Below are 23120 nucleotides of genomic sequence, written 5' to 3'. Positions count from 1 at the left end.
GTCAGCCGAGGTCGAGCACCCGCGCCACCTGGTCGTCGATGAGAGCCGCCAGCGCGGGCAGGTGCTGCGGGGACCACATCGAGTAGTGGTCGCCCGGCAGCGTCACCACCTCCATCGCCGGGCTCCACCGGCGCCACGCCGCGCGGCTGGCCTCCCGCTCCGCCTGCACCAGCACCGTCCGGCCGGCGTACGGTGCCGGTTGGTAGCCGTAGATGGCCCGCATGTTGGCGCGGAACACCGCGTACCGGTTGGCGACGAAATCGGCCCGCACGTCCGAGGGGATCAGTCCGTGCCGGACGAGGAAGCCGGTGAGCGCCGCGATCGGATCGGCCGCGTCGACCACCTCGGCGTCCAGCGGCGGTGCCGGTGCCGCGGAGAGCCCGGCCAGGTCGGCCACGAAGGTCTCCATCACCTGGCGCTCACTTGGCAGCGGCAACGGGCCGGGTTCATTGGAGTCGATCATCACCACGAGATCCGGTGCGGCACCGGCGGCGGCGAGCTGCCGGGCCATCTCGAAGCAGAGGAAACCCCCCATCGACCAGCCGGCGAGCAGGTACGGCCCGTGCGGCTGCCGCTCGCGCAGCGCGCCGACGTACCGCCCGGCGAGCGTCACCAGGTCGTCGACCGGCTCGATGCCGCCCTCCAGTCCCGGCGCCTCGAAGCCGTCCACCGTCTGCTCCGGGTGCAACGCCCGGCTCAGCGGCAGGTACCAGTACGGCGAGCCGGAGACCGCGTGCGGGCAGTAGAGGCGGGGCCGCGAACCGGCGGCCTTGAGCGTGACGAGTGGCGAGGCGTCCACCACCGGCCCGTGCTCGACGAACCGGGCCACCGCCCGGACGGTCGGGGTGGCGTAGAACTGCTTGAGCGACACCGACGTGCCGATCCGTCCGGCGATGCGGGCCAGCACGTGCGCCGCCTGCAACGAGTGCCCGCCGAGGTCGAAGAAGGACGTCTCCGCGCCCACCCGCGCCACCCCCAGCACCTCCGCGAAGATCTCCGCGACCTGGCGCTCGGCCCCGGTGGTGGGGGCCGCGCCGGTGTCGTCGGTGTCCGCCGCCTCCGGTGCCGGTAGCGCCCGCCGGTTGACCTTGCCGCTGGTGGTCAACGGCAGGGCGGGCAGTCGGACGAACCGGCCGGGCACCAGGTGGGCGGGCAGCTCCGTGCTGAGGTGCGTGCGCAGGTCCGCGTCGCTGGCCGGCTCGGCACCGTCCACCACGTACCCGACGAGCCGCTGCACCCCGTTGCCGTCTCGGACCACGGTCACGGCGGCGCGGGCCACCCCGGAGTGCCGGCTCAGCAGTGCCTCGATCTCGTCGAGTTCGACGCGTAGGCCGCGCAACTTCACCTGGCCGTCCAGCCGGCCACCGAAGTGCAGCCGGCCCTGCGCGTCCCAGTGACCACGATCGCCGGTGCGGTAGACCCGCCCCTGCGGATCGAACGGATCCACGGTGAACCGGCTTCGGGTCAGCTCGTCGTCGTTGAGGTAGCCGGTGCTCAGCGCCGCGCCGCCGACCAGGATCTCCCCCGGCACCCCGACCGGGACCGGGTTGTCCCAGCGGTCGACCAGGTAGGTGCGGCGGTTCGGCATCGTCACGCCGATCGGCGGTGGGGTGGCTGCCGACCAGTCCGTACAGTCATGGGCGAGGCAGCCAACCGTGGCCTCGGTCGGGCCGTACAGGTTGACGAACCGACGCCGGCCCGGGCGCGCCCACCGGGCCACCAGGTCGGCGGGGCAGACCTCGCCGCCGACCAGCACCTCCCGCAGCGCGTCGAACCGCTCGGTGTCGCCCTCGACCAGACCGAGCGTGGTCGGGGTCAGGAACAGGTGCGTGATCCGTTCGGCCGCCAGGACCTCGGCGAGCCCGCCCGGCGATAGCAGCCGGTCCTTGCCGATCACCACCACCGTGGCGCCGGAGGTGAGCGCCGCCAGCACCTCGCCCGCCGCCAGGTCGAACACCGGCGCGCAGCCGTGCAACACCCGGTCACCGGGCCCGCAGCGCCACTGGTCGCGCATCCAGTCCAGATAGGTGACGAAACCCCGGTGCGGCAGCTGGACACCCTTCGGATCACCCGTCGTGCCCGAGGTGTGCAGCACGTACGCCAGGCCGTCCGGGCCGGTGGACGGCTCCGGGGCGAGCCCGGCGGCGGAGTCCAGGTCGCCGCTGTCGAGCAGGAGGGTCCGCCACGGACCGTCCGGCACCCCGGCGACGTGCTCGGTGCGGGTGAGCACGAGCCGGGCGGCGCAGTTGGTCAGGATCCGGCGCAGCCGGTTCGGTGGGGCGGCGGTGTCCAGCGGCACGTACACCCCGCCGGCGTGCCAGATCGCCAGCGGCGTCAGCACCTCGTCGACGCCCCGGTCCAGCAGCGCCGGCACCCGGTCGCCGGGTCGCAGGCCGGCGGCGCGCAGACCGGCCGCCCGCCGCGCGGCCCGATCCAGCAGCTCGCGGTAGGTCAGCTCGTGATCGCCGTGCCGGACGGCCACCGCGTCGGGGTTGCGTTCGGCCTGCGCCCGGACCAGCTGGTGGACGGTGGCCGGAGCCACCTCACGTCGTTCGCCCGTGCCGAGGGCCAGGACCCGATCGCGTTCGGCGGGATCGAGCATCGGCAACCGCGACAGTGTCGTACCCGGGTCGGCCAGACCCGCGTCGAGCAGCCGGGCGACGTGGTCGAGCATGGCGCGTACCCGCCGTGCGTCGAACAGGTCGGTGGAGTACTCGGTGAGCACCGAGTACCGGTCGCCGTGGTCGACGAGGCTGACCATCATGTCGAAGCGGGACCGGTCCAGCCGCAGGTCGACCGGGGTGCTGTCGGTGCCGGGCAGCGTCGGTCCACCCCAGGTGGAGCCGTCCAGCAGTTGCACGGCCACCTGGAACAGCGGGTTGCGGCCCGGGTCGCGGGGTGGGGCGAGCCGTTGCACCACCCGCTCGAACGGGGCGTCCTGGTGTTCCCACGCGCCCAGGCAGGTGTCCCGGGCCCGGTCGACCAGGGTGGCGAAACTGGGGTCGCCCGAGGTGTCCAGTCGCAGCACCCCCATGTTGGCGAAGAACCCGACCACACTCTCCAGCTCCGGGCGACTGCGCCCGCTGAAGGTGGTGCCGACGGCCAGATCGTCGGTGCCGGTGTAGCGGGCGAGCATCGCCGCGAAGGCGGCCACCAGCACCATGAACGGACTCGCGCCGGTCTCCTTGGCCAACGCCTGCACCCCGGCGTGCAGTTGCGGATCCAGTGGTTGCTCCAGCAGCGCCCCCCGGAACGACGCGGTGGTCGGTCGGGGTCGATCGGCCGGCAGCTCCAGGGTGGGCAGATCGGCCAGCCGCTGCGCCCAGTACCCAAGGTGGTTGTCCAGTTCGGCGGTGGCCAGCTGCTGATGCTGCCAGCGGGCGAAGTCCGGGTACTGCAGGGCGGGCGGGTCCAGCCGCGCTGGCGTGCCGTGCCGGTGGGCGTCGTACGCGGCGGCCAGTTCCCGCAGGATCAGGCCCATCGACCAGCCGTCGACCACGATGTGGTGCGCCGCGACGGCGAGGGCGTGCTCGGTGGGACCGAGCCGGACCAGCCGGGCCCGGAACAGCGGGCCGGTGGCCAGGTCGAACGGGCGGTGCACCTCCTGCTGTTGCAGCAGGGTCAGCGCCGCCGGCCGGCGCTGTTCCTCGGGCAGCCGGGACACGTCGTCGACGACCAGGCTGGCCGGCCCCGGCGGCAGCACCCGCTGGTACGCCACGCCGTCGACGCTCTCCACGACCGTGCGCAACGCCTCGTGCCGGGCGACCACACCGTCCAACGCCCGCCGCAGCGCGGCGGTATCCACCTCGCCGGTCAGGTACGAGGCCTGCACCAGGTTGTACGTCGGCTCGGCCGGCGCGAGCTGGGCGAGGAACCACAACTGTTCCTGGGCCCGCGACAGCGGCACCCGCTCGTCGCCGGCCGGGCGGGCGCCGATCGTCGCCGGTGGCTGCCGGCGCTGTTGCCGCATCCGTTCCAGCAGCAGCCGCCGACGCTCGTCCAGTCGGGCTACCCTGCCGTCGAAGGTCTCGTCGGACATCTCACTCCTTTCAGGACACCGCCGGCCCCGCCGCGCGCGGCGGCGGGGCCCGCGGACGCGACCGGCGATCAGTCCGCCGCCAGCAGCCGTTCCACCTCGTCGTCGCTGAGCTGCTCGATCTCGTCGAGCAGCTCCCACTGCGCCGCCTGCTCGGCGGCCCGTCGGCGTCCGGCCAGCTCGGCCAGGGCCGCGACGGTCGGTGCCGCGTAGAAGTCCCGCACGGTCAGCGGCACACCGAGTGCGTCGTTGAGCCGGCCCACCGCCCGGATCGCCTGCAGCGAATTGCCACCGCTGAGGAAGAACTCGTCCTCGCGGCCGGCCCGTTGCAGACCGAGCAGGTCGGCGAAGACCCCGGCGATGAGCCGCTCGTCGTCGGTGCCCGGCGGCACGTACGCGGCCTGGCCGGCACCGGCGTCGGGAGCGGGCAGCCGCTTGCGGTCCACCTTGCCGGTGCGGGTCAGCGGCAGCTGCGGCAGGCGCAGCACCACGTTGGGCACCATGTACCCGGGCAGCTTCCCGGCGAGCGTCGACCGCAGGGCCTCCGCGTCGTCGTCCGACAACTCGCCGACCACGTACCCGACCAGGACCGCCTCGGCGCCCGTGCCGTGCACCGCCGCGGCGGCCCCGGACACGCCGGCCGCCGTGCGCAGGGCATGCTCGACCTCGCCCAGCTCGACCCGCAGGCCACGCAGCTTGACCTGCCCGTCGCGGCGGCCGAGGAACTCCAACTGGCCGTCCCGGTTCCACCGGGCCAGGTCACCGCTGCGGTACGCCCGCCCCTCCCCGGCCCGCTCGTCGGCACCGAACGCCGAGGCGGTCAGCTCGGGGCGGTCGAGATAGCCACGCGCCACCCCGTTGCCGGCGACGACCAGCTCACCGGGCACACCGACCGGTGCCAGGTCGCCGCTGTCGTCGACGACGTACACCCGCCGGTTCGGCATCGGACGACCGATCGGCACCGTCGCCGCGGGTGCGCTGCCGGCCGGGCACTCGTACCAGGTGCAGCCCACCGTGGCCTCGGCCGGGCCGTACAGGTTGAGCACCCGCCGGCCGTCGACGTGCCAGGCGGCCACCAGCGACGGCGGCGCCGGCTCGCCGGCCATCATCACCGACCGCAGTTGCGGCAGTTCGGCCGGATCGAGCAGACCCAGCACCGTGGGAGTGGTGAAGATGTGCGTCGCGCCGGTCTCGCGGGCCAGCCCGGTCAACGCGCCCGGACGGTGCACGTCGTCGTGACCGGCCACCACCACGGCCGCACCGGCGGTGAGGGCACCGAACAGTTCACCGACGGCCAGGTCGAACACCGGCGCGCAGCAGTGCATCATCCGGGACCGTGGCTCGATGCCGAAGTCCGGCACCATCCAGTCCAGGTAGCCGGCGACCATGCCGTGCTCGATGAGCACACCCTTCGGCTCGCCGGTGGAACCGGAGGTGTACAGCACGTACGCCAGCGACTCGGGGGTCAGCTCGGACAGCCACGGCTCGTCGGCCGCGTCCGGCAGCTCCGCCGCCGGGTCCACGACGGTCACCCCGGCCACGCTGCCGAGCCGCGCCGGGTCGCCCACCACCACCCGGGCGCCGGTGTCGCGCACCTGGAAGGCCAGCCGGCTCGGCGGCGCGGCCGGGTCCATCGGCGCGTACGCGGCACCGGCCCGCAGCACGGCCAGCACGCTCACCACCTCCGCGAGGCTGCGCTCCAGCAGCACCGGCACGACGTCCCCGGTGCCCACCCCGGCGGCACGCAGCCGCGCGGCGAGCCGACGACTGCGCTCGTCGAGTTCGGCGTAGCTCAGCGTGCCCTCGGCGGCGATGACCGCGGTGGCCTGCGGGGTGCGGGCCACGCTCGCCGCGAACAGCTCCGGCAGGGTCGCGGGCCGGTGGGGTCGTCGCTCCCCCTGAGCCAGCGCCAGCAGTTCGGCCCGCTCGGTGTCGTCGAGCAGTGGCAGGGCCGACAGCGGCGTCTGCGGTGCCGCCACGGCGGCCCGCAGGAGCCGCTCCAGGTGGCCGAACATCGCCTCGATCCGGGCGCTGTCGAACAGATCGGTGGCGTACTCGATCCGGAAGGTGATGCCGTCGGTCTCCTCGTACGCGTTGATCGCCATGTCGAAGCGGGAGACACCGGGATCGACGTCGAGGAACTCGGCGGCCAGCCCGGGGAACCGGAAGTCCACCAGGTCGCCGCTGAGCAGGTCGATGGAGACCTGGAAGACCGGGTTGCGGCTGGCGTCGCGACGTCGACCCAGCCGCCCGACGACCCGCTCGAACGGCGCGTCCTGGTGGTCCCAGGCCGCCAGCAGGGTGCCCATGGTGCGGCGGACCGCCTCGCCGAAGCTCGGGTCGCCGGAGAGGTCGGTACGCAGGGCCAGCATGTTGACGAAGAAGCCGACCAGGTCCTCCAGCTCCGGACGACCGCGACCGGCACCGGCGGTGCCGACCACCACGTCGTCGACGCCGGTGTAGCGCATCAGCACCGTCTTGAAGCCGGCGAGCAGCACCGCGTACGTGCTGGCCTGCTCCTGTTGGGCCACCCGGCGCAGGCCCTCCAGCACGTCGACGGGCATCCGACGCACCAGCAGGGCGCCACGGTTGCTGGCCGTGGCCGGGCGGGGCCGATCGGTGGGCAGGTCCAGGATGGGCGCGTCCGCCAACTGCCCCGCCCAGTACGCCAGCTGCGACTCCAGCTCACCGGCGTCGAGTTGCCGGCGCTGCGCCAGCGCGTGGTCGGCGTACTGCAACCGCAGGGCGGGCAGCTGCGGCTGCCGGTCGTGACGCAGCGCGTCGTACAGCTCGGCGAGATCACGTACCAGCAGCCCGGCCGACCAGCCGTCGGCGCAGATGTGGTGCAACACCATGCTGAGCACGTGCTCCTGGCCGTCGAGGCGGATCAGCCGGGCCCGCAGCATCAGGTCGCGAGCCAGGTCGAACGGTTCGGTGGCGTCGCGCTCCAGTTCCACGCGCAGTGCCTGCTCCCGGTCGTCGGCTGCCGTCGCGTCCAGCTCGTGCACCGGCAGCGGCACCTCACCGACGGGTGACACCAGTTGGTACGGGGTGTCGTCGTCGGTGCCGAAGGTGGTGCGCAGCGCCTCGTGGCGGGCCACCACGGCGGTCAGCGCCCGACCGAGCAGCTCGACGTCGAGCGGTCCGGTGAGCCGTACCGGCACCGGGATGTGGTACGTGGGCTGGCCGGGTGCGAGCTGTTCGAGGAACCAGAGCTGCTCCTGGGTCGGTGACAGCGGCAGCCGCTGTCCCTCGTGCCCGCCGGACGCCGGACCGTCCTGTCCGGCGAGGGCCGCCCGGGCGGCCCGGAGCCGCTGTTCCAGGTCGGCGATCTCCTGCTCCAACCGGGCCCGGGTCTGGTCGGCCACCGGTGCCGCGTCGGTCGGGGTCGCGGTGTCGGTGCCCGACGGCGTGCCGGCGAGCAACTGCGCGATCTCGCTGACCCGCGGTTTGGTGTAGAAGTCCCGCATGGTCGCGCTGGCCCCGCCGAGTTCGGCGATCCGGGACAGCACCCGGGCCGCCATCAGCGAGTTGCCGCCCAGCTCGAAGAAGTTCGCGTCGGCACCGACCCGCTCGACACCGAGCACCGCGGCGAAGATCTCGGCGACCCGCTCCTCCTCGGGGGTGCGGGGCGCGACCAGCTCCACCTCGGCCGACCCGGTCTCCTCGGGAACCGGGAGCCGGTTGCGGTCCACCTTGCCGACGCTGGTCAGGGGCAGTACGTCCAGGGCCACGAAGACGTGCGGCACCATGTACGGCGGCAGGTCGGCGAGCAGGTGTTCGCGCAGTTCCTCGGTCGGTGGTGCCGCCGCGCCGGCCGGGACCACGTAGCCGACCAGCCGCTTGCTGCCGGGGCTGTCCTCGCGCAGCGCCACCGCCGCCTCGGCGACGCCGGGATGCGCGGTGAGCGTCGACTCGATCTCCTCCAGCTCGATGCGCAGCCCGTTGAGCTTGACCTGGGTGTCGATGCGGCCGAGGAACTGGATCTGCCCGTCCTCGGTCCACACGCCCAGGTCGCCGGTGCGGTACATCCGCTCCCCCGGCCGGTACGGGTTGTCGATGAACTTCTCGGCGGTCAGCTCCGGCCGGTTGAGGTAGCCCCGGGCGAGGCCCTCACCGCCGGTGACCACCTCACCGGGCACCCCCACCGGTTGCAGGTTGTTCCAGCGGTCCAGCACGTAGGCCACCCGGTTGGGCATGGCCCGCCCGATCGGCGGTTGGCCGATCCAGGTGCGGTGCTCGCACTCGTAGAAGATGCAGCCGACGGCGGCCTCGGTCGGTCCGTACCCGTTGATGAACCGGCGGCCCGGGGTGTTCCAGCGGTTGATGAGATCACCCGTGACCGCCTCACCGCCGGCGATCATGTACTTGAGGTCGGGGTAGCTGCCCGGCGGGATGCGGCCCAGGATGGCCGGCGGCCCACCGATGTAGGTGATCCTCTCCGAGACCAGCAGCTGCCCGATCACGTCCGGGTCGGTGCGGTGTTCCTCCGGTACGAAGACCATCGTCACGCCACGGGTCAGCGCGGTGAAGATCTCGCCCTCGGCGAAGTCGAAGATGGGCGCCATGTGTTGCAGCAACCGGTCGCCGGGGCCGAAGTCGAAGATGTTGCCGAGCCAGAGCAGGAACGTGTTCAGTGCGTGATGCTCGATCATCACGCCCTTGGGTTTGCCGGTCGACCCCGAGGTGTAGAGCACGTAGGCCAGCGAGTTCTCGTCGGCCAGCTCGTCGAGCGGCGCCGCACCGGCGGCCGCCGCCGACAACTCGTCCCACTCCGTGTCGACCAGCACCGGCGTGGCGGCGGTGCCCTCGGGCAGCCGGTCGGCCAGCGCGCTGCGGGTGACCACCGCCTTGGCCGCAGTGTCTTCCAGGATGAACTCGATGCGGCGTACCGGGTGGCCCGGGTCCATCACCACGAACGCGCCGCCGGCCTGCTGCGCGGCGACCATGCCGACGATCAGGTCGAAGCCCCGTTCCAGCAGCAACGCCACGATGTCGTCCCGGCCCACGCCGAGCGCCCGGAACCGGTGCGCCAGCACCCCGGCACGGCGATCCAGCTCGCCGTAGGTCAGCTCGGTACCGTGCAGGGTGGCCGCCACCAGGTCGGGTCGTTCGGCGGCCAGCCGCGCGATCTGCACGTGCACCGGTTCGCGGGCGCGCTCCCCCCGCGGTCCCTGCCAGGTGTCCAGCAGCAGCGTCCGCTCCTCCTCGTCGAGCAGCGGCAGCGCCGACAGCGGGGTGTCGGGGGCGTCGACAGCGGTCCGCAGAACCCGTTCCAGGTGCCGCAGCAACCGCGCCATCCGCGGCTCGTCGAACAGGTCGACCGAGTAGTCGGCGACCAGCCGCAGCTGGTCGGGGCTCTCGGTGCAGGTGATCGACAGATCGAACGGGTGCCCGCCCGGGTTGGCGTCCAGCGAGGTGACGGTGAGCCCGGGCAGGTTCGGCTCGGTGCTCTGGGTGGCGCTGCCCAGCAGTTGCAGGCCCACCTGGAACAGCGGGTTCCGCGAGGGGTCACGGACCGGCTGGATCCGCTCGACGACCTTCTCGAACGGCACCTGCTGGTGCTTCCACGCCTCCAGCACCACGCCGCGGACCCGGGTCAGCAGTTCGCCGAAGGTCGGGTCGTCGGCGACCTCGGTCCGCAGCACCACCATGTTGACGAAGTAGCCGATGAGGGGCTCCAGCTCCGCCGGCTCCCGGCCGGTGGTGGTGGTGCCGACGACGATCTCGTCCTGTCCGCTGTAGCGGGCCAGCACCGCCTGGTACGCCGTCATCAGCGTCATGAACAGGGTGGCGTTGTTGCGGGCGGAGAGCTGACGCAGCCGGTGCAGCAGATCACCGTCGAGGGTGCGGGACACCGCGGCGCTGCGGTACGACATCGTGGCCGGTCGCGGTCGGTCGGTGGGCAGTTCCAGGGTGGGCAGCCCGCTCAGCCGCTGCTGCCAGTGGTCGAGCTGGTCGGTGAAGACCTCGTCGCTGAGCTGGTTGCGCTGCCAGGCCGCGTAGTCGCCGTACTGCACGGGCAGCGGTGCCAGCGCCGGCGGGCGGCCGGTGTGGTGGGCCGCGTACAGCTCGGACAGCTCGTTGGTGAGCACCGCCTGCGACCAGCCGTCGGAGGCGATGTGGTGCATGGTGACGGCGAGCAGGTGGTCGGCGTCGTCGAGGCGGACCAGCAGCGAGCGGAACAGCGGCCCCTCCGCCAGGTCGAACGGTCGCCGGATCTCCTCCTGCACCCGCCGCTGCGCCTCCGCCAGCCGCACCGCCGGGTCCGCGACGTCGCTGAGGTCGTCCACGACCAGGTGGTGCGGCTGGTCCCCCGGCTTGGCGATGTGCTGGTACGGTTCGCCGTTCTCGGCCCGGATGGTGGTCCGGAGCGCCTCGTGCCGGTCGACGATGTCGGCCAGCGCCCGGCGCAGGGCCGTCAGGTCCAGCGGTCCCTGCAACCGGAACACCGACGGCACGTTGTACGTGGACTGTCCCGGCACCAACTGGTCGAGGAACCACAGCTGTTCCTGCAGGTAGGACACGGGCGCCCGGTCCGCGTCCCCGACCCGGCGGGGGATCCGGGTGGACGGACGTTGGCGTTCGGTCAACTGCGCACCGACCTGCTTCAGCAACAGGGCGCGCTGCTCGGCGGTCAGAGTGGAGAGGCGTTGGGCGTGCTGGTTCATCTCGCTCCTCGGCACGGACTGCGGTGACGACTGTCGGATCGGTTCGGAGGTCATCGGTAGTGGCTGCCTATGACGGACAACGCCTCGTCGAGGATGTCCAGGCCCTCGCGGATCTCGCGCTCGGTCGCGGTGCACGGCGGCACGACGTGGATCCGGTTGGTGTGCAGGAACGGCCAGAGCCCGCGCTTGCGGCAGGCCGCGGCCAGCTCGTCCATCGGACCGGGCGGGCCGCCGGGCGCCCCCAGCGGCGGCAGCATCTCGCGGGTGTCCCGGTCCCGCACCAGCTCCACCGCCCAGAACACGCCCAGCCCGCGTACCTCGCCGATGACCGGGTGGCGTTCGGACAGCTCCCGCAGGCCGGGGCCGAGTACCTCGGCACCGAGGTGGGCGGCGTTCTCGACGATCCCTTCCTCGCTCATCGCGGTGATGGCAGCCACCGCGGCGGCGCAGGCCAGCGGGTGACCGGAGTAGGTCAGGCCGCCGGGGTAGGGCCGGTCGGCGAAGGCGTCGAAGACGCGCGGACCCATCAGCACCCCGCCGAGCGGGACGTAGCCGGAGTTCACCCCCTTGGCGAAGGTGATGAGGTCGGGTACGACGTCCCAGTTCTGCACCGCGAACCAGCGTCCGGTCCGGCCGAAGCCGGCCATCACCTCGTCGGCGATCAGCAGGATGCCGTGCCGGTCACACAGCTCGCGTACGCCGGCCAGGTAGCCCTCCGGCGGCACCAGCACCCCGTTGGTGCCGACCACCGGTTCCAGGATCACGGCGGCGACGGTGCCCGGCCCCTCCAGCGCGATCACCTGCTCGAGGTGGGCCAGCGCCCGCTGGGCCTCCTCCGGCTCGGTGCGGGCGTGGAACGCGCTGCGGTACAGGTAGGGGCCGAAGAAGTGGACCACGCCGGCCGCGCCGGTGTCGATCGGCCAGCGGCGAGGGTCGCCGGTCAGGTGCAGCGTCAGGTGGGACCCGCCGTGGTAGGAGCGGTACGCGGCAAGCACCTTCGGCCGCCCGGTGACCAGGCGGGCCATCCGCACGGCGTGTTCCACCGCGTCGGTGCCGCCGTTGGTGAACAGCACCCGGTCGAGGTCGCCCGGTGCCCGTTCGGCGATCAGCCGGGCCGCCCGTGCCCGCTGGTCGTTGCCGAACGCCGGGCTGACCGTGCACAGCCGTTCGGCCTGGCGCTGGATCGCCGCCACCACCTTCGGGTGCTGGTGACCGATGTTGACATGCACGAACTGGGACGCGAAGTCGAGGTAGCGGTTGCCGTCGTAGTCCCAGAAGTACGAGCCGAGCGCCCGCGCCACCGGCATCGGCGACAGTTGTCGCTGCGCGGACCAGGAGTAGAACAGGTGGGCCCGGTCCTCGGCCAGGATGCCCTGCGCCGTGTCGGGCAGCGGATCGCTGTGGTGGTCGTGCGCGCTCACGCGGCTGCTCCCGTCGGACTGAAGTGGTGGATACTGCCGGGCATCGATGACCGAGAGGGGTGATGGGCGTGCCGAAGCTGGCCGTGGTTTCCGGAGGTGGCACCGGGATCGGGCGGGCGATCGCCGAGGAGCTGGCCGCGGAGCACGAGGTGGTGCTGCTCGGCCGGCGCGCGGAGGTGCTGCGACGCACCGCCGAGGAGTTGTCCGGCGAGCACCGCCGGGTCCGGGCGGTGGTCGCCGACCTGTGCGAACCCGACGAGGTACGCCGCGCCGCCGACGAGATCACCGCCGGGGACCGTACGGTCGACGTGCTGGTCAACAACGCCGGGGGCAACTTCGCGCCGCAGCCCGCCGAGGATCTGTCCACCCTGCGCGAGCAGTACCTGCGCAACCTCGGTGGCAACGTGTTGCCGGTGGTGCTGCTGACCCAGGCGCTGCTGCCCGCGCTGCGACGCCCGGGTGGGCGGATCGTCACGGTGACCTCCATCGCGGCCTTCCGTGGCAACGCCTCCTACGGGGCCGCCAAGGCGGCGCTGCACCCCTGGTCCACGGAGTTGGCCGGGCGGCTGGCCGGTGCGGGCATCACGGTGAACGTCGTCGCGCCCGGCTACGTGGGCGGCACCGAGTTCTACCGGGACCGGATGACGCCGGAGTTCCACCGGCAGCGTTCGGCGCAGGCGCCGGTCGGCCGCGGCGGCACGGTGGCCGACGTCGCCGGGCTGGTCGGCTACCTCGCCGGCGCCACGGCGGGCTTCGTCACCGGCCAGATCATCCAGATCAACGGCGGCGCGCTGATGGGCCGCGGCTGAACCGGAACCGGCCGGCGGCCGCCGGACGGGCCCCCGCCGGGGTCCGCCGCCGGCTCGCCGGCGCGTCGGCCGGTCCCGTCGTCGCGCACCGGTCACCCGCGGCCTGCCAGCCACTTGCGCGCCTCCGCCACGGCACGATGGGTCAGGTCGGTCGACGCACCGAGATAGCGGGCCGGATCGAAGATCACCTCGACCTCGTGGTCGGGCAGCAGGCGGCGTAGCTCGGCGCAGCCGTCCAGGGACTCCCGCAGCGAGCCACCCGCGTCGTGGGCCTGCTGGCTCAGCTCGTAGACACGCTCGTGGGCGGTCTGTTTGCCCACGTGCGCGCCGAGGGCGAGCATCAGCCGCTCGGAGGCGAGCTGGTCGGCGACGACCCGGGTGTTCTCCCGCAGCCGGTCGACGTTGACGGTGAGGCCGCTGACCAGCTCCCGGGTGATCTCGCAGGCGGCCAGGGTGTAGTGGGACACGTCCGGCACGCACGCCCACTCCACCCGCAGCGCCCGCGAGTCCCGCTCGTGGTCACCGATCATCCCGCTGTACGCGATGCCCGCCTGGGCGGCGGCCAGCTTCGCCATCACCACCACCTGCTCGCACCGCTCCGGGTTGCGCTTGTGCGGCATGGTGCTCGACCCGACCTTGCCGTACCGCCACGGCTCGGTGACCTCGCCGAACTCGGGCCGGCCGATGGTGCGGATCTCGTCGGCCACCCGGCCCAGGGTGCCGGCCACCATGGCCAGGGTGGTGACGAACTCCACCACCCGGTCGCGGGCCACGTGCCAGCCGATCGTCGGTACGCCCAGACCCAGCCGCGCGGCGAACCGCTCCAGCAACCCGATGCCCTCGGTGCCGAAGCCGGCCATCGTCCCGGCACCGCCGAACAGCTGGGCCACCACCACCCGGGACCGGACGGTCGCCAGCCGCTCGGTGTGCCGCAGGATCTCGTCGATCCAGCTGGCCGCCTTGAGGCCGAAACTCATCGGCAGCGCCGCGCGGGCGTGGGTGCGTCCCACCGCCACCGTGTCGGCGTGTTCCTCGGCCAGCTCCACCAGGCAGCCGAGAATCTCCGTCAGCTCCCGGTCGATCTCGTCGAGGGTGTCGCGGATCTCCAGCGACTGCCCGGTGTCCTGGATGTCCTGGGTGGTGGCGCCGAAGTGGATGAACTCCCCGGTGCCGTCCGGGCAGGCCGCCTGGAACACCCGCAGCAGGCCGACGAGCGAGTGCCCGGAGCGTTCGATCTCCTGCTGCACCGCGTCCAGGTCGATGCGGTCCAGCCGGGCCGCCGACACGATGCCCTCGACCGCCGTGGCGGGAATCATGCCCAGCTCACCCTGCGCCTGGGCCAGCGCCGCCTCGATGTCGAGCCAGCGCTGCTTGCGACAGACGTCGCAGTAGATCCGCCGGCTGGCGGCGGTCGCGTAGCGGTTGCCGTAGAAGCGGGAGTCGGTGATGTGGCCCCGCTCGTGGCGGCAGGTCTCGACCGAATGGGCGTGGGTGACGGACATCGGTGCCTCCGTGGTTCAGCGACGAACGGATCGGCTGGTCGCGGTCAGTGGTCGGGTGAGGAAGGGGCTGGTGCCGTACGGCGGCTGATCGGGGGTCACGTGGGCGGCGGCGGCCGTGTCGTACGCGACCTGGCGCAGCGGGAGGCCCCGGCGGCGGGCCTCGTCGGTCAGGTGGTCGACGAGCTGACCCATCAGCTCCGTCACGCCGTCGAGCACCCCGCGCGGGCTCGGACAGCGGGTGGGCCCGAACAGCGCCTCCATCGAGGCCGATCCGCCGATGCCGCCGACGAAGTCGGGCACCACGAGTACCCCCGCCCGGTGCAGCGCGTGCTCCGCCTGCGGGCTGAGCCCGCAGTTGGCACCGACCACCACCACCGGTGCCGGCAGCCGGTCGGCCCGCTCCGCCGGCAACCCGTCGGCGCCGGCGGCGAGCAGGACCAGGTCGGTGGGGAGGTCGAGCAGCGCGGCAGCGGGCATCCGTCGGGCGTGCCGGGCCAGTTGCGACACCGGCGTGCCGGCCGGCTCGGCCAGCATCGCGGCGACGTCCAGGCCGCGCGGGTCGGCGACGCAGCCGTACTCGTCGGCGATCCCGGTGATCCGTACGCCCTCCTGCGCCAGGGTGTACGCCGCCGCGCGTCCCAGGTTGCCGAACCCCTGCAGCGTGCAGGAGAGCGGACCCGGCAGGGCACTGGCCCGGGCGGCCATCACCGCCGCCTGGGCCAGGGCGTGCCCGGCGCGGCGCTGGGCCAGGGTCAGCGCGCCGACGTGCTGGTCGAGCAGGCCCATCCGGGCGACGAACTCCGCCTCACTGAACTCCTGGGCGCCCCGGACGGCGTACTTGATCGACGGGATGCCCTCCAGCAGGGCGAGCTGTTCCAACTCGTCCCACTGGGTGCCCATGTCGCAGCCCATGCTGAACCGGGTCATCAGCTGCCCGCGCAGGAAGCGGAGGAAGCGACGCAGCGCCGCCGCCTTGCCCGGTGCCCTCGGGTCGTAGTCGATGCCGCATTTCGCGCCGTCGACGTTGATGCCCAGCAGCCGCTCCTTGAGGGTCATCCGGGAGGCCAGTTCGCCCAGCTCCGCCGCGGTCAGCCCGGGTTTCACCCGGCAACCACCGGCGGCCAGCCGGCAGTCCAACCCGTCGTAGACCAGCCAGCCCCGGAACCCCTCGATCGGGTCCACGTACTCGATGACAGCGTTCACGGCTTCCCCCGCGATGATGGTGCGGACCCGCGCACGCCCCCACCCTCGCCCAGGTACGCGACCAGGCAGCGGGCGGTCAGCAGGCAACGCGGGAGTCCTCCGTCGACCACCAGCACGGCGGTCGACGGCTCGGACAGCATCGGAACCACGTCCGGCAACGGCGTGCCGGCGCCGACCTGCGGCGGCGGCGGACTCAGGTGATCGCCGACCAGGTCGTCGGCGCCGGCGCCGGCGGCGTACGCACCGGCGAGCGTCGCCTCGGTGACGCACCCCAGGATCTCCGCCAGCCGCAGCGGCGGCGCCGCCGCACTGACCAGCAAATGCGTGGTGTCGGCGTCGCGCAGCAGCTTCGCCGCGTTGGCCAGGGTCTCGTCCGGCCGGATCAGCGGCGGATGTCCACCGGTCGCGGCGTCGCGCACCCTCGGCTGGTCGGTGGGTGGGTCGTACAGGCCCAGGCCGGCGAGCCAGTCGTCGTTGAAGATCTTGGACAGGTAGCCACGGCCGGAGTCCGGCAGCAGCACGACGACGAGGGCCTCCGGTCCGGCCGCGGCGGCGACCCGCACCGCCGCGGCGGCGGCCATCCCACCGGAGCCGCCGGTGAGCAGGGCGTCCTCGCGGGCCAACCGGCGGGTCATCAGGATCGACTCCTGGTCGGTGACCGCGATGACCTCGTCGACCACCGACGGGTCGTAGGAGTCCGGGCGGCTCGGCTGGCCCACCCCTTCCACCAGGTACGGCCGCCCGGTGCCACCGGAGTAGATCGAGCCGTCCGGGTCGACGCCGATGATCCGCACCGTCCCGCCGGAGACCTCCCGCAGGTAGCGCCCGGCACCGGAGATCGTGCCGCCGGTGCCGATTCCGGCGACGAAGTGCGTCAGTCGGCCCTCGGTCTGCCGCCACAGCTCCGGTCCGGTGGTGTGGTAGTGCGAATCCGGGTTGCTGCGGTTGGCGTACTGGTTGAGTTGGACCGCGCCGGGCCGCTCGGTGGCTATCCGGGAGGCCACGCTGCGGTACGAGTCCGGGTGCTCGGGCCGCACGGCGGCGGGACACACCACCACCTCCGCCCCGTACGCCCGCAGCACGTCGATCTTGTCCCGGGACACCTTGTCGGGGCAGGTGAAGACGCAGTGGTAGCCCTTCTGCTGGGCCACGATGGCCAGCCCGACCCCGGTGTTGCCGGAGGTGGGCTCGACGATGGTCCCGCCGGGCCGCAGCAGGCCGTCGGCCTCGGCCGTCTCCACCATCCGCAGGGCGATGCGGTCCTTCACCGAGCCGCCCGGGTTCAGGTACTCCACCTTGGCGTAGAGCGGGGCCGAGCCGGGCGGCACCACGCTGCGCAGGCGCACCAGCGGGGTGTCACCGATCAGCTCGGTAAGGGATTCGTGCAGGTTCACGCGACACCCACCTCCATGCTCACCGGGCCGCGCACGCTCATCCGGCGGTACGCCGAGATCCAGGACAGGCTGGTGCGGACGTCGACCACCACCGGCCCACCGTGGGCCAGCGCCCGGGCCAGGCACGGCTCCACGTCCTGTTCCGTGGTGACCGCGAGCCCCAACGCGCCGTACGCGCGGGCGAGCGCGACGAAGTCGGGGTTGTCGAGGTCGGTGGCGATGACCCGGCCGGGATACACCCGCTCCTGGTGCGCCCGGATGGTGCCGTAGCTGCCGTTGTTGGCGATCACCACGATCAACGGCAGGCGGCGGCTCACCGCGGTGGCCAGTTCGGAGCCGGTCATCAGGAATCCGCCGTCGCCCACGATCACCACCGTCGGCCGGCCGGTACGCAGCGCGGCGGCCACCCCACCCGGCACCCCGAAACCCATGGCGCTGGAACCGACGCCGAGCATCCGCGCGTCGCCGGTCAACCGCAGGTAGCGGTAGAGCCAGCTGGTGAAGGTGCCGGAGTCGAGGGTCACCACCACGTCGCCGCCGGTCAGCTCGTCCAACCCGGCGACGAGCGCACCGAAGGCCAGGCCGTCGTCGCTGGGGTGCGGCGACCACCGGGCCTTGGCCACCTCCAGCTGGTGCAGCTCGTCGACCCAGCCGACCCGTCCCGCGTCCACCCCGGCCGGTGCGAGGTCGGCCAGTTGCCGCAGGAACTGCACCGGGTCGGCGGCCAGCCCGACCGTCGGCGGATGGGTGCGGCCGAGCCGCTGCGGGTCGGGGTAGACGTGCACCAGTGCCTGTGCCGGGTTGCCGGGCCTCGGCAGCCGCCGCGACAGTGTGGTCACGTCGTCGAGTCGGGTGCCGACCGCCAGCACCAGGTCGGCGCGGTCGAGCAGGGTCCGCTGCCGTTCCTGGGTGTTGTTGTGCAGGTGACCGGCGTAGCACGGGTCCCGGTTGTCGAACAGGTCCTGCCGCTTGTTGCTGGTCAGCACGGGCAGGTGGTGCCGGTGGGCGGCGGCGGCCAACGCCAGCCGCCCGGCCTCGCCGCCGAGGGTGCCGCCGGCCAGCAGCAGGGGACGTTCCGCACCGTGCAGCAGCTCCCGTACCCGGTCGAGATCGGCCGGGGCGGCCGCGGGCGCGCCGGGCTGCCAGCGGGTCGGTGCCGCGCCGACGGGGTCCGGCAGGTCCAGCACGTCCTCGGGCAGCACCAGCACGACCGGTCCCGGGGTGCCCGACTGGGCGGTGCGGAACGCGCGGGCGACGAACTCACCGGTGCGGGCCGGCTCCAGCAGCACCAGCACCTCCTTGGCCAGCCCGCTGAAGGCGCGGGCGTAGTCGACCTCCTGGAACGCCTCGGTGCCGAGGTCGCAGCGGGGCACCTGGCCGACCACCAGGACCAGCGGTGTGGCGTCGTACCAGGCGGAGTGCACCGCGATGCTCGCGTTGGTGGCTCCCGGGCCCCGGCTGACCAGGCACACCCCCGCTCGTCCGGTGAGCTTCGCGTCGGCCACCGCGGCGAAGCCGGCGGAGGCCTCGTGCCGGCTGGTGACCACGTCGACCGTCGACGCGGCGTGCAACTCGTCCAGCACCGCCAGGTAGCTCTCCCCGGCGACGCAGAAGACCCGGTCCACGCCGTGCGCGAGCAGCGTGTCCACCACGGTGGCGGCGACGGTGCGCGGTGCCGGCGACGCCCGGCCCGCCGCCTGCGGGGCCGTTGTCACGGCAGTTCCGCGTCGGCTGCGGAGGACCGGAACTTGCTGTCGGCCAGGGCCGGCGGGTAGATGATCGCCGCCTCGTCGAAGGTCTGCCCGACCGTCTGGTACTGCATGACCACCAGCTCCGGCGGGTTGTGGTGCCAGTGCTCGGCGCCCCGCTCGAAGCGCAGCGGGCCCCGCCAGGTGTCGAACTCGGTGGACTCCAGGGCGTCGAGCAGTCCTTCGCGGCTGTCCGTGCCGGCCACCTGCAACGCCTGGCCGATGATGGTCACGTCGGTGAAGGCGCTCAGGCAGGTGTCCGGCGGTGCGAACCCGTAACGCTGCATGAACCGGTCGGTGAACCAGCGTCCGATCGGGGTCATCTCCGACCACGAGGGACGGAACTTCGTGGCCGGCCACATCACCCCGTTGCCGCCCGCGCCGGCCATCCGCCAGTAGTCCTGCGAGCGCATCGGGAAACCGAACGTCACCATCATCGGCACCGCCGGCAGCAGACCGAGCTCGATGGCCTGCTGGAGGATGTGGTAGCTGTTGCCGACCGGGCCGCCACCGGCGACGACGTTGAGGCCGCCGTTGATGAACGCGTCCGGCTGCCACTGCTTGATCTGCCGCAGCTGCTCCCGCCAGTCGAGCGCGACCTCCTGCTCGAAGTCGAACCGGAGGAACTCCATGCCGTGCCGCGACTCACCGTACTGCTGGAGGGTGTCGGCCATGGTCTTGCCGAACACCGTGTCGGGCGCGATCATGCCGATGCGGCGGGCACCGATGTCGGCCAGGCAGTCCATCATCAGCGGCACCCGGTCGGCGATCGAGAAGTAGGTGCGGAAGATCGTGCGCCGCCCGTGGGTCACCGTGCTGTGCCCGTTCTCGACGAACATCGGCACGCCGATCTTCTCGCACATCTCCGCCACCCACGGGGTGGTACGCAGGTGCCACTGGCCCAGCACGGCGAGCACCTCGTCGACCATGGCGAGCTTCGCCATGCCCGCGACCGCGGAGCGTGGGAAACCCTCCTCCGCGGCGGTCGCCATGTCGTTGTACGCGATGAACGAGACGTTGCGTCCACCCAGTACGCCGCCGTGCTCACGCAGGTACTCGGCACCCAGGCGGGCACCTCGTGAGACCAGTACGCCAGCCATCGCGTCACCGGGGCGGCTCATCGGCGACAGGATGCCGATCTTGATGGGGTTCTCGCCGGCGACCGAGTTCACCGCCTCGATCTCCTGCAACGCCAGCTCCATCGGAGTGCTCGCCGGTGCGGTCGGCTGCGGGTTGCGCGGCGCGGGAACCTCGGCGTTCGTCGTGGTGGTCACGGCATCTCTCCTTCTGCGGTCGGCTCGTGCCAGATGGGACAAGGTCACAGTCGGTAGGCGGCCCGGTAGTCGGCGAAGCGACGGCGCAGGCCGTCCGCGTCGAGCCCGTAGTCGCTCAGTCGGTACTGGTGGCGGCCCGGAGCGGTGTGCGCGGCGGTGCGGATCGCCGACCGCACGGCGTGCTGGGCCGACGCGTCGAACGGCAACCCGGCGAACTCGCAGACCCGGCCGACGGTCGTCACCGGGTCGGCCACCAGGTCCCGGTAGCGCAGGTCGAGCACCGGCAGACCGGCGAACGCCTCGGGGTCGCGCAGGCCCGGCAGGGCGGCGGCGGTGCGGTCCAGCCAGAAGGCACCGATCTCGTACGGGTCGACGTGCCGGGAACGCGCCGCCCGCACCGTCCGGGTGAGACTGCACACCGAGGCGACCGTGGTCACCGGATCCCGGTGCAGCCGGACGACCCGGGCCTGCGGGTAGGTGCCGGCCAGATCCGCGGCGTGCCACAGGTGGAACGGGCATTTGAGCACCACGTGCCGGCCCGCGCCGCAGCCGACGATCGCGGTGAGCTGTTCCCGGTGCAACCCGTACGCCGCGGTGTGGTCCTGACGGGACAGCCAGTCGAGGTATCCGGGCACGTGGTAGCGCAGGCCGAAGATCTCGGAGTGGAAACTGTTGGCGATCAGCCGGTGGCACTCCTCGGGCTTGCGCGGATGCAGCGGATGGATCGCGGCGAAGGCCGGGGCGGCGCGGTGGTACTCCGTCACGTATCGGTCGGCCGCGGCCACCAGTTCCTCCGGCGGCTGCGTCGCGGCCGGTGCCAGCAGCTCCCACAGCTGCGGCGCGCGCACCCGCGGATGCGCGGCGAGCAGCAGTTGCAGCAGGGTGGTGCCGGTGCGGTGCAGTCCGGTCACCACGGTCACGGCCGGCGGCGGCTCCGTCGACGACCGCTGTCGGGCGGCCAGCCGCTGCTGGACGCGCAGCGCGTTCACCAACGAGTCCCGCGCCACCCGTGCCCCGTCGGGCGTGAGCTGCGCCTCCTCGTTGATCGCCCGGACCAGCCGGTGCAGCGCGGGCTGGAAGCGCAGCTGTGCGGTGGCCGCCTCGCCCGCGCCGAGCGCGGCCCGGGTCACCTCGTCCGGATCCAGCAGGACGGTGGTCATCATCGGACACCTCCCGAACTCGCGGCGGCGCCCGGTCCGGCGGTGGCCGGGCCGGGGCACTCGACCGTCGCGCGGTCCGCCTGGAACCGTCGCTCCGCGTGCAGGAAGAAGTTGATGTCGGAGCGGATCTCGTCGATCAGCCGGCGGCTGAGGCTGGCCCGGTCCACCCGCAGACACTGCTCGTTGCGGCGCAGGGTGGGCCGGCTGAACGGCAGCCGGCCCGGGTTGAGATAGCGGATTGCGCCGGTGGCGTCCCGCTTGGGGATCACCTCCGATCGGGCGTGCACGCTGGCACTGAACGGGATGTCGAGCCGTCCGTCGGCGAAGGCGTCGACGATCGCCGCCGCGAGGTCCGGGGCGGCCAGCACCGGTTCGACCAGCTCGGCGACCTCGCGTTGCAGCCAGTAGGTCTCCTCCTCGACCGTCGCCTCGTCGACCCGTACGAAATCGAGCAGGTCGGTGCAGGCCAGCGCGGCGGTGCGGATGCCGGCCACGTTGGCCTGCGCGTCGGGGATGCCGCGGGCCTCCTGGTTCGTCTTGTTGATCACTTTGGCGGCGCCGCCGAGTCGGGCGGTGAGCCCGCCGTACAGGATCAGGGCGTCGGCGACGTCCGGGTCGGCCGGGAAGACGCCCATGAACTCGTGCAGGACCGGGAAGATCTCCACGTTCTCCGGCAGGTACCGGCGGGCCAGTACCGGGATCGAGCGTAGGGCGGCGATGTCCTGGTGCACCTCGCCGCCCTGCGGATACGCGATGGACAGGCAGCGCACCCCGGCCAGGCTCGCCGCGCGCGCCTCCAGGACGCAGACCGCCAGGCTCACCGACGGGGGCACCAGTACGGCGGTGAGGGTGCCGAACAGTTCCCGGTCGACGATCACCCCCTCCTCGGCGAGCAACCCGCAGAGCCGGTCGACCTGCGCCCACGCCGCCAGGGACCGGGTCAGTGACACGTCCTTGGAGTACGGCAGGTTGTAGTCGATCCCGCCGCCCTCGAACGAGGTGAACCCCGAGGCCAGCGAGACCGCGAACAGCTCACGCGGGTCGGGTGAGCCGTGCCGGACCTCGATCGGGGCGTCCACCGACTCGTTGAGTTCCCGGCCGCGCCGCCAGCCGTGGGTGACCAGCGGGTAGCCGTTGAGGTCCGCCGGCTCGCGCTGCAACGTCTGGGCCGCGGTGCGGAACTGTTTGAGCCGGGTGAACGAGTCGATGGTGATGGTCAGGATGCCGGGCCGGGCGCTCCGTTCCAGAGTCGTCAGCAGGGTCCGCATCTCGTCGTGTCCGCCGACGCCGCAGCGGGGCTGCACCACCGGCCGGCCGCGCGCGGCCGCGGCCCGCAGCACCTCCACCGGTGCTCGCTTCGGCGACTTGCGGATGTACTGCATGGTCTCCGTCCAGGGCGGCAGCATGGCCGCGACTCGTGGCTCGACGTCGAGCTCGGGTAGGTCAGACACCGGTCAGCGGGGTGGCCCGGGCGGCGTGCAGCAGGTCCAGCAGCAGCGGGATCTGGTCGGCCTCGTCGAGGATGTGGTCGACGCCGAGACTCAACAGCCGTTCCCGCTCGTCGCCGTCCTTGTGACTGCCCACCGAGAGGTTCCCGCCGACGATCAGTGGGCAGTGCAGGCGTCCGGCGGCCCGCAGCGCCGGCAGGTCACGCAGATCCTCGTACGCGTGGCCGTTGAGGCTGCCGATCAGCACCGCCTCGGCGTCCGGGTGGGCGACCAGCGCGTCGGCGAAGTCCTCCAACGGCGTGCAGACGCCCAGGTTGACGACGCAGAAGCCGGCTTCGCGCAGCCGCATCGCGATGAGATGGTTGGCCACCGCGTGGGCGTCGCTGCGGGCCACCCCGATGATGACGGTTCGTTGGGTCTTGCGACTGGACATGTCGTCGTACCTCCCGATGTG

General features: G+C 72.7%; 12 protein-coding genes. 1 reads left to right on the top strand and 11 read right to left on the bottom strand.

Annotated elements, in window-relative coordinates:
• Window position 1: 1 nt before the first annotated feature.
• The 3 genes from V5O40_RS06960 to V5O40_RS06950 form a co-directional block, all read right to left on the bottom strand.
• Window positions 2–4039, bottom strand: a complete 4038-nt coding sequence (locus V5O40_RS06960) for a non-ribosomal peptide synthetase (protein WP_332904697.1) — start codon at window positions 4037–4039, stop codon at window positions 2–4.
• Between the two features lie 68 nt (window positions 4040–4107).
• Entirely contained in the window at window positions 4108–10707 is a 6600-nt protein-coding gene (locus tag V5O40_RS06955; RefSeq protein ID WP_332904696.1) for an amino acid adenylation domain-containing protein, read from the bottom strand.
• A gap of 50 nt (window positions 10708–10757) precedes the next feature.
• Window positions 10758–12128 (bottom strand): aspartate aminotransferase family protein, encoded by a 1371-nt coding sequence (locus tag V5O40_RS06950; RefSeq protein ID WP_332904695.1) that lies wholly within the window; start codon window positions 12126–12128, stop codon window positions 10758–10760.
• 68 nt (window positions 12129–12196) lie between these two features.
• On the opposite strand from V5O40_RS06950, the gene V5O40_RS06945 reads away from it, so the two are divergent.
• Complete coding sequence (locus tag V5O40_RS06945) at window positions 12197–12937, top strand: SDR family NAD(P)-dependent oxidoreductase (protein ID WP_332904694.1); 741 nt, start codon at window positions 12197–12199, stop codon at window positions 12935–12937.
• Window positions 12938–13029: 92 nt separating this feature from the next.
• Here V5O40_RS06945 and V5O40_RS06940 read toward each other — a convergent pair whose 3' ends face one another.
• The 8 genes from V5O40_RS06940 to V5O40_RS06905 all read right to left on the bottom strand — a co-directional run bounded on the left by V5O40_RS06940 (window position 13030) and on the right by V5O40_RS06905 (window position 23099).
• On the bottom strand, window positions 13030–14439 hold the full coding sequence (locus V5O40_RS06940; RefSeq protein WP_332904693.1) for a class-II fumarase/aspartase family protein: 1410 nt from the start codon (window positions 14437–14439) through the stop codon (window positions 13030–13032).
• Window positions 14440–14454: 15 nt separating this feature from the next.
• Window positions 14455–15642: a Glu/Leu/Phe/Val dehydrogenase dimerization domain-containing protein gene (locus tag V5O40_RS06935; RefSeq protein WP_332904692.1), complete on the bottom strand. Its 1188-nt coding sequence runs from the start codon at window positions 15640–15642 to the stop codon at window positions 14455–14457.
• Window positions 15639–17036 carry a pyridoxal-phosphate dependent enzyme gene (locus V5O40_RS06930; protein ID WP_332904691.1) on the bottom strand — a complete coding sequence of 466 codons (1398 nt, stop codon included), beginning with the start codon at window positions 17034–17036 and terminating at the stop codon, window positions 15639–15641. Before V5O40_RS06930 ends, V5O40_RS06935 begins: the two co-directional genes overlap by 4 nt.
• Window positions 17033–18751: a thiamine pyrophosphate-dependent enzyme gene (locus tag V5O40_RS06925; protein WP_332904690.1), complete on the bottom strand. Its 1719-nt coding sequence runs from the start codon at window positions 18749–18751 to the stop codon at window positions 17033–17035. The genes V5O40_RS06930 and V5O40_RS06925 overlap by 4 nt, the downstream gene beginning before the upstream one ends.
• The gene (locus tag V5O40_RS06920) at window positions 18748–19986 is read right to left on the bottom strand and encodes an ABC transporter substrate-binding protein (RefSeq protein WP_332904731.1); all 1239 of its coding nucleotides are present in this window, start codon (window positions 19984–19986) and stop codon (window positions 18748–18750) included. Before V5O40_RS06920 ends, V5O40_RS06925 begins: the two co-directional genes overlap by 4 nt.
• Window positions 19987–20102: 116 nt before the next feature.
• Complete coding sequence (locus V5O40_RS06915; RefSeq protein WP_332904689.1) at window positions 20103–21218, bottom strand: sulfotransferase family protein; 1116 nt, start codon at window positions 21216–21218, stop codon at window positions 20103–20105.
• Window positions 21218–22669, bottom strand: coding sequence for a methylaspartate mutase (locus tag V5O40_RS06910; protein WP_332904688.1), 1452 nt, complete (start codon window positions 22667–22669; stop codon window positions 21218–21220). The genes V5O40_RS06915 and V5O40_RS06910 overlap by 1 nt, the downstream gene beginning before the upstream one ends.
• Window positions 22662–23099 (bottom strand): cobalamin-dependent protein, encoded by a 438-nt coding sequence (locus V5O40_RS06905; RefSeq protein ID WP_164446911.1) that lies wholly within the window; start codon window positions 23097–23099, stop codon window positions 22662–22664. The genes V5O40_RS06910 and V5O40_RS06905 overlap by 8 nt, the downstream gene beginning before the upstream one ends.
• Window positions 23100–23120 lie beyond the last annotated feature (21 nt).

Origin of the sequence: Micromonospora palythoicola (assembly GCF_036689795.1) — a bacterium.
GTDB lineage: Bacteria > Actinomycetota > Actinomycetes > Mycobacteriales > Micromonosporaceae > Micromonospora > Micromonospora palythoicola.
Note: the sequence above shows the minus strand (reverse complement) of the source record. Positions and strands in the feature narration are given on the sequence as shown.